The 10833-nt window shown below is 30.0% G+C and carries 11 protein-coding genes and 1 tRNA gene; 3 read left to right on the forward strand and 9 right to left on the reverse strand.

What is annotated here, in order from left to right; translation table 11 throughout:
* Window positions 1-263: 263 nt before the first annotated feature.
* Window positions 264-345: transfer RNA gene (locus AB1Z17_RS03520), tRNA-Leu, on the reverse strand.
* A 125-nt stretch (window positions 346-470) separates the two neighbouring features.
* On the opposite strand from AB1Z17_RS03520, the gene AB1Z17_RS03525 reads away from it, so the two are divergent.
* The 3 genes from AB1Z17_RS03525 (at window position 471) to pth (ending at window position 2770) form a co-directional block, all read left to right on the forward strand.
* Window positions 471-1412: a ribose-phosphate pyrophosphokinase gene (locus AB1Z17_RS03525; RefSeq protein ID WP_368050414.1), complete on the forward strand. Its 942-nt coding sequence runs from the start codon at window positions 471-473 to the stop codon at window positions 1410-1412.
* 23 nt (window positions 1413-1435) lie between these two features.
* On the forward strand, window positions 1436-2065 hold the full coding sequence (locus tag AB1Z17_RS03530; protein ID WP_368050415.1) for a 50S ribosomal protein L25/general stress protein Ctc: 630 nt from the start codon (window positions 1436-1438) through the stop codon (window positions 2063-2065).
* Between the two features lie 138 nt (window positions 2066-2203).
* Window positions 2204-2770: an aminoacyl-tRNA hydrolase gene (gene pth, locus AB1Z17_RS03535; protein WP_368050424.1), complete on the forward strand. Its 567-nt coding sequence runs from the start codon at window positions 2204-2206 to the stop codon at window positions 2768-2770.
* A 39-nt stretch (window positions 2771-2809) separates the two neighbouring features.
* On the opposite strand, the gene AB1Z17_RS03540 is transcribed toward pth, so the two are convergent.
* The 8 genes from AB1Z17_RS03540 to AB1Z17_RS03575 form a co-directional block, all read right to left on the reverse strand.
* A complete protein-coding gene (locus AB1Z17_RS03540; protein ID WP_368050416.1) occupies window positions 2810-3259 on the reverse strand; it encodes a 6-pyruvoyl tetrahydropterin synthase family protein in 450 nt (149 codons plus the stop codon).
* Between the two features lie 15 nt (window positions 3260-3274).
* A complete protein-coding gene (locus AB1Z17_RS03545; RefSeq protein WP_368050417.1) occupies window positions 3275-3460 on the reverse strand; it encodes a hypothetical protein in 186 nt (61 codons plus the stop codon).
* Window positions 3460-4215, reverse strand: a complete 756-nt coding sequence (locus AB1Z17_RS03550; protein ID WP_368050418.1) for an enoyl-CoA hydratase/isomerase family protein — start codon at window positions 4213-4215, stop codon at window positions 3460-3462. Before AB1Z17_RS03550 ends, AB1Z17_RS03545 begins: the two co-directional genes overlap by 1 nt.
* 10 nt (window positions 4216-4225) lie before the next feature.
* The gene (locus tag AB1Z17_RS03555) at window positions 4226-5560 is read right to left on the reverse strand and encodes an MATE family efflux transporter (protein WP_368050419.1); all 1335 of its coding nucleotides are present in this window, start codon (window positions 5558-5560) and stop codon (window positions 4226-4228) included.
* Window positions 5553-6062 (reverse strand): GNAT family N-acetyltransferase, encoded by a 510-nt coding sequence (locus tag AB1Z17_RS03560; RefSeq protein ID WP_368050420.1) that lies wholly within the window; start codon window positions 6060-6062, stop codon window positions 5553-5555. The genes AB1Z17_RS03555 and AB1Z17_RS03560 overlap by 8 nt, the downstream gene beginning before the upstream one ends.
* On the reverse strand, window positions 6062-6913 hold the full coding sequence (locus AB1Z17_RS03565) for an alpha/beta hydrolase family protein (RefSeq protein ID WP_368050421.1): 852 nt from the start codon (window positions 6911-6913) through the stop codon (window positions 6062-6064). The genes AB1Z17_RS03560 and AB1Z17_RS03565 overlap by 1 nt, the downstream gene beginning before the upstream one ends.
* Before the next feature lie 9 nt (window positions 6914-6922).
* Window positions 6923-9664 carry a PD-(D/E)XK nuclease family protein gene (locus AB1Z17_RS03570; protein WP_368050422.1) on the reverse strand — a complete coding sequence of 914 codons (2742 nt, stop codon included), beginning with the start codon at window positions 9662-9664 and terminating at the stop codon, window positions 6923-6925.
* 156 nt (window positions 9665-9820) lie between these two features.
* Window positions 9821-10833: OmpA family protein (locus AB1Z17_RS03575; RefSeq protein ID WP_368050423.1), on the reverse strand; the 1013-nt coding region annotated here is incomplete at its 5' end.

Raw genomic sequence — 10833 nt, forward strand, 5'->3', positions numbered from 1 at the left:
AATCCCCCAAAGCAGTAATTAACATCTTAATTGAAACCCCAAACTATTTTCTAAATTATAATGTTACTTACTAAGAGCTATGAAAATAAAGACTCCGTTAAACAATTGTTTAGCGGAGTTTTTATATAATTGTAAAGCTATAGTTTTAAATAATAACGTCCATAACACTAAAAAAGGAAAAGTAATAAAAACTTTTTTTAATTTAAACACCTAATAATCAGTATTTTTAAGTTTTTGTTACTTTCCCTAAATTTATAATCTAGTACCCCGAGCCGGAATCGAACCGGCACTCCCGAAAGAACTGGATTTTGAATCCAGCGCGTCTACCAGTTCCGCCATCGGGGCATTTTGAACTTGGATTGCAAATTTATATTTTTTTTTTATCAAAACCTTAAAAAAAACACGAAGTTGTTCAATAACTCTATAATTAATTTTAAATTTGTGCACTACAAACAACAACACAACTAAAAATGGGAAACAATCAACTTGCACCAAAAATTTTTGCGTGTAGACAAAGTAAAGATTTAGCACAAAAAATTGCAGATTCTTATGGTCTGGAACTAGGAAATGTTAAAATTTCACAATTTAGTGACGGTGAATTCCAACCGGCTTTTGCAGAATCTGTTCGAGGAAGACGCATATTTGTAGTAGGTTCAACTTTTCCTTCTTCTGATAATTTAATGGAAATGTTACTCATGTTAGATGCTGCAAAAAGAGCTTCTGCAAGACATATAACCGCTGTAATTCCTTATTTTGGTTGGGCAAGACAAGATCGTAAAGATCAGCCTAGAGTGGCTATTGGAGCAAAATTAGTTGCAAACCTTTTACAAACAGCTGGAGCAACAAGAATTATGACTATGGATTTACACGCAGATCAAATTCAAGGTTTCTTTGAAAAACCTGTAGATCATTTATATGCTTCAACAATATTTTTACCCTATGTAAAAAAGTTAAATTTAAAAAATATAACCATTGCTTCGCCAGATATGGGAGGTTCTAAACGTGCTTATGCCTATTCAAAATATTTAGAAAGCGAAGTTGTAATTTGTTACAAACAACGTTTAGAAGCTAATGTAATAGATACCATGGAATTAATTGGTGAAGTTAAAGGCAGAAACGTAATTTTAGTTGATGACATGATTGATACTGGAGGAACACTAACAAAAGCAGCCGATTTAATGATGGAAAAAGGAGCAATAAGTGTCCGTGCAATCTGTACACACCCAATATTATCGGGTAATGCTTACGATAAAATAGAAAAATCTAAACTGTTAGAACTTATTGTTTCCGATACAATTCCTTTAAAAAGAGAGAGTTCTAAAATAAAAGTTGTATCTTGCGCGCCTTTGTTCGCAGACGTGATGCATAAAGTTCAAGATAACACATCAATTAGCGGTCAATTTTTAATGTAAATTAATAATAAATAAATATATAAATGAAATCAATTACAATCACAGGATCTCAAAGAGAAAGCGTAGGTAAAGTGTCAACTAAAGCCTTACGTAATGCTGGAAAGGTACCTTGCGTATTATACGGAGGGGATAAACCATTACACTTTTCAGCTGACGAAGTTTCGTTCAAAAATTTAGTGTACACGGCTAACGTATATACTGCAATGATTGAAGTAGACGGAACAAACTATCATGCAATTTTGCAAGATATTCAGTTTCACCCAGTATCAGATAAAATTTTACATGTTGATTTTTACCAATTATTCGATGATAAAATGGTAGCTATGAATATTCCAGTAAGATTAGTTGGTACATCACCAGGTGTAGTCAACGGTGGGTCTTTAAGTTTTGCTAAACGTAAATTAAGCGTGAGAGCATTACCTGCAGACTTGCCAGATTTTATTAACGCTGACATTTCTAAATTAAAAATTGGAATGAAAATTGTTGTTTCTGACTTAGCTGATGAAAAATTCACAATTTTACACCCAGAAACCACAGTAGTTGTTCAAGTTAGAACTGCACGTAGTGCTGTAATGCCGGAGGATGATGAAGAGGAAGAAGGAGAAGAAGGAGCAACTGAGGAAGGAGCAACTGAAGAAACTGCTACAGAATAATTCAACTTTTGAAGTAAATTTTAAAAAGCGTTGCACATTTGCAACGCTTTTTCTTTTTATTACATTTGCTATATGAATATTTTGAAACAAATAAAATTACTTTTCACATCAAAAAAAGAAGAATCTACAGAAGAACAAATGAAAAAATTCTTAATTGTTGGCTTAGGAAATATTGGCGCTAAATACGATGATACACGTCATAATATTGGATTTAAAATATTAGATGCATTAGCTTCCTCTGAAGAAATTACTTTTGAAAGCCAAAAACTGGGTGCTATTGCTACATTTAGATTTAAAGGAAGAACGTTTATTCTTTTAAAACCATCAACCTATATGAATTTAAGTGGCAAAGCTGTAAAATACTGGCTTACAAAAGAGAAAATTCCACTTGAAAACTTACTTGTTATTTGTGATGACTTAAACCTAAATTTTGGTTCAATTCGTCTAAAAGCTAAAGGAAGTGATGGTGGGCATAATGGTTTAAAAGATATTCAAAACACCTTACAAACCCAACAATATGCACGTTTTAGATTTGGTGTTGGAGATGCATTCTCAAAAGGGCGACAAGTTGATTATGTTTTAGGAACTTGGAATAAAGATGAAAATAAACAACTTCCAGAACGCTTGTCAAAATCTTGTGAATTGATTAAATCTTTTGGAACAGCTGGCTTAAATAACACCATGAATACTTTTAATGGTACGTAATAAATTTTAAAATTAAAACTTAGCGCTTAGCAATAATTACTAATTATCACTTGCAAACCATTCCGCATGTGATGTTCCTGTTTCTTGTAATTTTAAAGAATGAAGATTAATTGTCTCTGGTAATCTATCTTTTATTTTTTTAGCAAAATCAATTAACATCATTTCACTTGTAGGCTGATAATCGACTAAAATAACATTGTGCCCTCTTTTTTCAAGCTCATTTGCCAATTCAACGTGAGGTGTATTTTTATTAAAAACAGTAGCATGGTCAAATTTATCAACAATTTCTGAAAGCACTATTCTTTTTAAATCGCCAAAATCAATCACCATTCCCAATTTTACGTTAGAAGTATTGCTAATTGGCTTTCCAATAACTGTTACAGATAATTTATAACTATGTCCGTGTACATTTTTACATTTTCCATCGTAGCCATATAAAGCATGTCCGGTTTCAAAATCAAATTGTTTTGTAATTCTAATTTTACTCATTTTTATGTTCCTATATTAATCGTCTAAATCTTTTCTGTTTTTTGCTTTATAGTATACAAAATACGCCAATGCAACAAGTAACACAAAAGGTAAATAAGTTCCTATAACTATACCAATTTCATAGCCTTTATCTGGTGCATTTTTTAATTTTTCTTCAATATCTAATTGTTGAAATAAAAAAAGTATTATTGCTAAAGTCATTATTTTTTAAATTTTTGAAGTGCATTTTTTGTAAAATCAGAAAGCACTAATTTTCCACTTATTGCTGCTCGTTCGCTTAGTAAAGTATCCCAATTTTCCGTGCCTTGCCACAATATTTTTTTCATTTTATTTAAAGCTTCTGGATTATATGATGCTAGTTTTGTTGCTAAATTATCAACTTCATTATCTAATTCAGAAAGCGTTTCAAATACTTTTGCAAATAGGCCTTTTTCTTTTGCCCAATAAGCATTTTTCCAACTTGTGGCGTCCAAAGTAAGTTCACTTAATGCAGCTATTCCAATTTTACGTTCTACTGCCGGTGCAATTACAAAAGGACCAATACCAATAGTTAATTCAGATAATTTAATTGAAGCTTGTTCTGTAGCCAAACAATAATCACAGGCAGCAGCTAAACCAACACCACCCCCAACAACTTTACCTTGTATGCGTCCTATTATTAATTTTGAACATTTTCGCATTGCATTTAGTACGTTGGCAAATCCTAAAAAAAATTGTTTTCCTTCTTCTAAATTAGTAATGGCAACCAATTCATCAAATGAAGCTCCTGCACAAAATGCTTTTTCTTTTTCACTTTTCAAAATAATTACGTGCACTTCTTTATTAAGACTTAACTCGTTAAATTCAGTTGCCAAACGCGCTAATAATTCACTCGGAAACGAATTACTTGCAGGATGATAAAACTCAACTGTGGCAATATTATTTTGAATATGTGTATATAAACTTCCGTTACTCATAGTGCCAAAGTTACGGGTTTTTATGTAAATATTTTCGTCTAAATTTAACAACTAAGATCCCAGACCTTAGTAGCATCCAAACTGTAAAAGCTATCCAAATAGCGTAGAGTTTTAAATTGAAGTAATCTCCAATTAATAAAGTTGGTATAAATCCAAAAAAAGTAGCTACTAAAAGTAAATTTCTAAGTGTTACAGCTTCCGCTAAACCCTTAAAAATACCATCAAAAACAAAAGCAACGGCATTTATTGGCTGCATTAAAAGTACAATCCAAAAAATATTATAAAACGCATCTAATACTTGTTGATCCTTTGAAAAAAGAGTTCCAATTTGGGTATAAAATACGCCACAAATAACAGCCAATAATAGTGCAACAATAATAGAATATTTACTTAACCTACCACTCAATTCCCATAATTTCTGATAGTTTTTTTCTCCTAATAATTTTCCAGAAACAATGCTGCCAACACTTGCATAACCATCAATAAAAAAGGCAAAAAACAACCATATTTGAAACGCAATAGTTTGTGCAGCAATATAATTATTTCCGTATTTTGTTGCATATGAATTTGCCAAATACAACGCAATATTTAAAGCAACCGCTCTAATAATTAAGTTAAAACTAATTGATAGTAAATTTTTAATTTCCTTATTAAATGGGAATTGTAATTTATAACTAAAAGGTGTCTTTTTTAATAATAAAACCAACGCAAATACCGCCATTACGGCTTGTGCAATAACACTTGCCCAAGCAGCTCCTTCAACATTCATTGGTGCGATAAGACCATCTATTCCATAGACTAAAGCTATATCTAACACAACATTTAAAACTGCGCCAGTAATACTTATTATCATTGGCCAATACGTATTTTGTAATCCTCTAAAAACTCCGAAAGCTGAAAAAACGAAAAGTGTCAATGGAAACCCGATAGCACGAATTTTATAATAATCTACGGCATAATTTAAAATTAAGCCTTCCGCATTGTACAATTGGAAAATTTGGTTGACAAAAAATAATGTAACTACATAAATAACAATACTTAACATTAAATTTATTGCGATAATTTGGGTGGGTAAAGTTGCTATTTCATCTAGTTTTTTTGCTCCTAAATATTTACCAATAATTGCAGAAATTGCTGATCTTGTTTGCGCTAAAATCCAGATCAAAGCAGAAATAAAAGAACCTGCAATACCAACCGCAGCTAATGCTTCTGTGGGATTTAAATTAATATTACCAACAATTGCTGTGTCTGTAATTGATAATAACGGTTCTGCAATTCCAGAAATTATTGCAGGAATTGCTAATTTATTAATACCTTTAAAAGTGATGTTAGATTCTTTATACATTTAAAATTTTCTCGTAACAATAAAACGGATACTTACTCTGATTTGGAAAAAATATTGATTCTAATTTAACATAGCCACGCTTTTCATAAAATTTTTGATTTCTAATATTTTGACTAAATGTATCTAAACGGATTGAATTATAATTGTTATTTACAGCATACTTTTCACCAAAATTCATTAATTTTTGTGCATAACCTTTCCCTTGATATGTTGGATGCACAGCTAAGCGATGTACGTATAAATTATCTCTATTTTCTGTTAACCATTTTACTGATTTGTACTCCACATCCTCAATTTCTGTAAGTACAATTATGCCAATAATTTTATTGTTTTTTGTCAATTTCCACAATTGTTGAAGCTCAATATCTTTGTGCAAAATTTCTTTTGAAGGATACGTTTCATTCCATTGAAAAATTCCGTTGTTAATCATTTCATTAGCACAACATTTTGTAATCAAATGGCAGGCTTCTAAATCGCTATATGTTGCTTTTTCAATTAGCATTACTTTTTTAAAATAAAGTCTATACTTTGTTTCACAACTTCTGCTAAATGAACAGGCATTTTTGAATCGTTCCAAGGCTGTAAACATCCTAAAGAGTGGTTCATTTCTTTAATAATAACAAGTGTACTTTTAGGATTCCAACTATGTAATTTTTTTGCTTCAATAGGTAATACAACATCATCCTTTTCACCCTGAATAATTAAATGTGGAATGTTTAATTTTTGAACCGCATTTTTTATTGTTAAACGCGCTTCATTTTCTTTAAAATTAGTGTAAAACTGAAAATAATGAGGCATTTGCTGTTTTGTTCTGGAATTTTCAATATACGAAACACCTTCTTTTTCCCAGTGCTGAAGAATTTTTTCATCCTTAGGAAAACGTGCGCCAAAATCGGAAACTCCTGCCCAAGAAATAAGGTTAGAAATCTGCTTATTTTCTGAAGCTTTTATAGTTATTGTTCCACCACCTCTGGAATGTCCAATTAGGGTAATATTAGTTGAATCAATTTCGCCTTTATATTCAGTATTATTTGTAATCCAGCTTATTACATCTTCTAAATCATTTAACTCGGTTGTAAAATTATTTTGTCCGAAAGCTTCTAAATCAGGAAAATCAATAGGGTTTTCTACCGTACCACCATTGTGTGAAAAATTGAATTTTAAAAAAAATAACTTATTGTTTGCAAACTCCGTTGCTGCTAAATTCCAGGCGCCCCAATCTTTATATCCTTTGTATCCATGACAAAAAATTACAACTGGTTTTTTTATGTTGTTTTTAGTATAAAATACATCCGTTAAAATTGGTTTATTATGTTGTGTATTTTTAACTTGTAAGTTTAATTCTGTAGTCATTTTTATAGTTTAAAATGGTAAATCTTCTTTTTGAATAAATGGTATATCCGGATTTAAAATTTCTTTAATAATAGTTTTGATTTCATTCATAAAATCGTTTATTCTCTCCTCTGAAACATGAGAATCTATGCCTCTAGGTTTTTCAGAAAAATTCATTTTTAAAAAGCCTGCATTTAAATTTTTAAATGAAATTATTCCGCTTTCTAATTCGCCTAATTTTGACTGTATATTAGCAGTATACATAAACGAATACAACATTACCTGCATTGCCTTTGTGTACTTATAATCTTCACTAATTACACTAAAATCTTCCATTTTTAATTGCTTCGCTTCAACTTTTCCCGTTTTATAATCTATAATTCGAGTAATGCCATTTAGTTCATCAATTCTATCTACAATTCCCCTTAAATTTATTGGAAATCCAATTCCTTCAATAGTTATTTTACTGGATAATTCAGCTTCTAGTGCAATTATTTTTAATCTATTTCCTTTATTTATACTTTGTAATTCTTGTTTTAAAAATCTGTTGATATGATTTTTACAAACTTCAAAAATTAATTTATTTTTTCCTGTTTCAATATTCCCTTTTTTATAATGCTTTTCAAAAAATTTAATCAGTAACTCAGGTGTTTTTTGTTGCATTTGACCAATGTTTTCTTTTGATAAAAATACACCAACAAAAGGCTTGTATAATTGCTCTAAAACATCATGAATAACAGAACCCATTGTATTTGCAGCAATGGTTTCTTCCACTTCATCATCATCTCGAATTTCCAACACTTTTTGCTCGTAAAAACTAATTGGATTGTAAATATAAGTTGCCAAAGCTGAAGGCGAAATTCCTTTTGTAAAAACAGCTTGTAATTTACCTATAACTTCGGATGTTTTTTCAATTTGAAGTAAAATCTCTTCAGGCTTCTGCACTTTTGGATTTATTATGGTTTTTTTAATACTTGATTTGTTAATTTCCAATTGTGTTAAAAAACGACTTTTTTCTCCAGCGCCATATCCATCACTTTCTGTATTATAGATTAAATAAACATTTTTAGCGCGTTGTAATAAACGTTGAAAATGATATGAGAAAATAGCGTCCTTTTCTTGATATGTTGGCATTTTAAAATACTTTTTAACATCAAAAGGAAGAAATGAGTTATCATTCTTACTACCTGGCAAAACACCCTCATTAACCGAGGTAATTATAACCGTTTCAAAATCTAAAGCTCTGGTTTCTAACATTCCCATTAATTGCAAGCCTTTTAATGGCTCTCCTTGAAAAGCTAGTTTTTCATTATTTAAAATTTGATTATAAAATTTCGTAAGGGTTTTTAAATTTGAAATATGATTGTAGGATACATTTAATGTTTCCAATTGTTTAAAAACAGTATAAAAGCGGTATAAATATTCTTTATCTACTCCTTCAACATAATTTTTTAGCGCCATAATTAAGTTGCTACATTGTTTAATTATAGTATTAACATTACTTGAAAAAGTAAACAATAAAAGTATATCCGCTAACTGTTCTTTTTCTAAATTAGAGACACAGTCTTCAATTGCTTTTTTTGATAAAAATATAGTATTCTCACTTTTAAGTTTAGCAACAATTTTTTGAAGAACATCTCCATGCAATTTGTTTAAAAATGGATCATTTAGAAGATTTAAGACGTCTTTATAATAAAACTGATGTTGTGCTTGTTTGTTGAATTTCTCCTGATTTAAATGAAGTTTAAACAGTTTTTCAAACAAATTAGAAAAAGGGATGTCTTTTAACGGATATCCCATTGTTATGTTTATATTTTTAACGCTATTTGGCAAAGAATTAAGTGTGAGTGCTAATAAATTTTCGTCCGCTAAAACCAACGCAGTATTTTGGTAATTTTCTAATTTTGATAATAACTCGCCAGCATATTTAATTTGTGAAATATTTTTGGGTGCACCAATAAATTCAATATTTTTTTCTTCTAAAATAGTTTCATCTATCCATAAAAAAGGTGCTGTTTTATAGTAAGCCCATGCTGTTTTATACTTTCTTAAAAAAAAACCAGCTTCATTAGAATTGTTAAATAAATTTGGGTTTGAATCCCAATAAATAGAAGCTAAATTGTTATTTAGTAATTCCTGAAAAATAACTTCCTCAGCTTTATTTAGAGCATTAAAACCAATAAATACTTTGTGTTTATCGCTATTATTTTCTATATAATATTCTAAATTATTTACAGCTTCTCTATAAATTAAACCTTGATAACCAAACTTATTTTTTTTCAACTTTTGATACAATAAATTGTATAATTTATCCAAATGTTCAAAAAACTGAAGGTAGTTTACAGCTAGTTTACTAGGTGTTTTATCTTGAAACCAATATTCAATTTTTTTTACATCTTTTAAATTTGAAAATAGGTCTTTTGAGTTTACTAAGTAACTGTCGATTTCATTAAAATCGTGCAATGCAATTGTTGCCCATTGAGAAAATGTTTCAAAAGGTTCTACTAATTCTTGTGCTAAATTTTCTTTATAAATACTATAAAATTCAAAGAGTAATTGCGTGGTATCTATTAAATTAATGTCAGCAAGTTCTTGAATATAATTTTCTATACTTATAATTTTAGGTAACATAAAACTTGAAGTAGTGCTCTCAACAAGTTCTTTTTTCAGAAAAACACAAGCACGTTGACTTGGAAGTACAAATACACAATTTTTAATAGTAGTATTTTTACTAATTACGTCTTTAACAACTTTTGAAATAAAAGAATCCATAGTTTTTTATAAACTATAAAAATACAAATGCCTTTTTAATTGAAATGCATTTTAAGTAATTAATATAAAAGTATTTTAAAATGAGTAAAGGCTATCTAAAAGTTTAAACTTTTAGATAGCCTTTTATTACAACTATAAATTAATAGCTTTATAACTTTAATTTATCAATTTAATATCAACTCTTCTATTTGCTGCTCTACCAGCCTTGTACATATTGCTTTCAACTGGTTGCGTTTCTCCAAACCCCTTTGCTGTTAAATTGTTTGATGAAACACCCTTAGAAACAAGGTAATTTTTTACAGCAATAGCTCTTTTTTCAGATAATTTCATATTACTTTCATTGTTACCAACGCTATCTGTATGTCCTGAAATTGCAAATTTTGCAGTTGGGTATTTCGTTATTATTTCAATTGCTTCATCTAATTTTGAAATAGTTTCTGGCTTAAAATTAGCTTTATTAGTTTCAAAATAAACTATTTTGAACAACTCTTCCAGTTTTGCTATTTCTTTAACACTAATTTCTGGACAGCCTTTATTAGATGCAATTCCTGCCACATCTGGACAATCATCATCTTTATCTAAAACTCCATCACCATCTGAATCTGGCCAAGGACAACCTTTATTTGCTTCTGGACCAGCTTGATTAGGACAACTATCTTTTGAATCTATGATACCATCATTATCAGTATCTGGACAACCTTTGTTGGCTTTGGTTCCTTTATCGTTTGGACAAGCATCATCTTTGTCGGCAATTCCGTCATTATCAGTATCAGGACATCCATTTAAAGATTCTAATCCTGCTACATTAGGACAATCATCTTTAGAATCTATTACTCCATCATTATCAGCATCTGGACAGCCATTATACTCAATTAATCCAAATACTTCTGGACAAGCGTCTTCATCATCATAAATACCATCATTATCAGTATCTGTTCCCCCAAATTTAATTACTAATCCTAAAGAGTGTTGAAAATGTTGAACAATATTGCTTTCAAAAGCGTGCTTGTATTTAGATTCTAAATTAACACCTAAATGGTCACTAAACCATACATTAAAACCTAAACCACCATTAAAAGTTCCTGTTCCAAAACTATCCATCCAAACATAACCTCCACCAATTGATGCATAAGGATCAAACATAGAAGTTTCACCAATTACATTATTTA

Origin of the sequence: Lutibacter sp., assembly GCF_040883305.1 — a bacterium.
Lineage (GTDB): Bacteria > Bacteroidota > Bacteroidia > Flavobacteriales > Flavobacteriaceae > Lutibacter.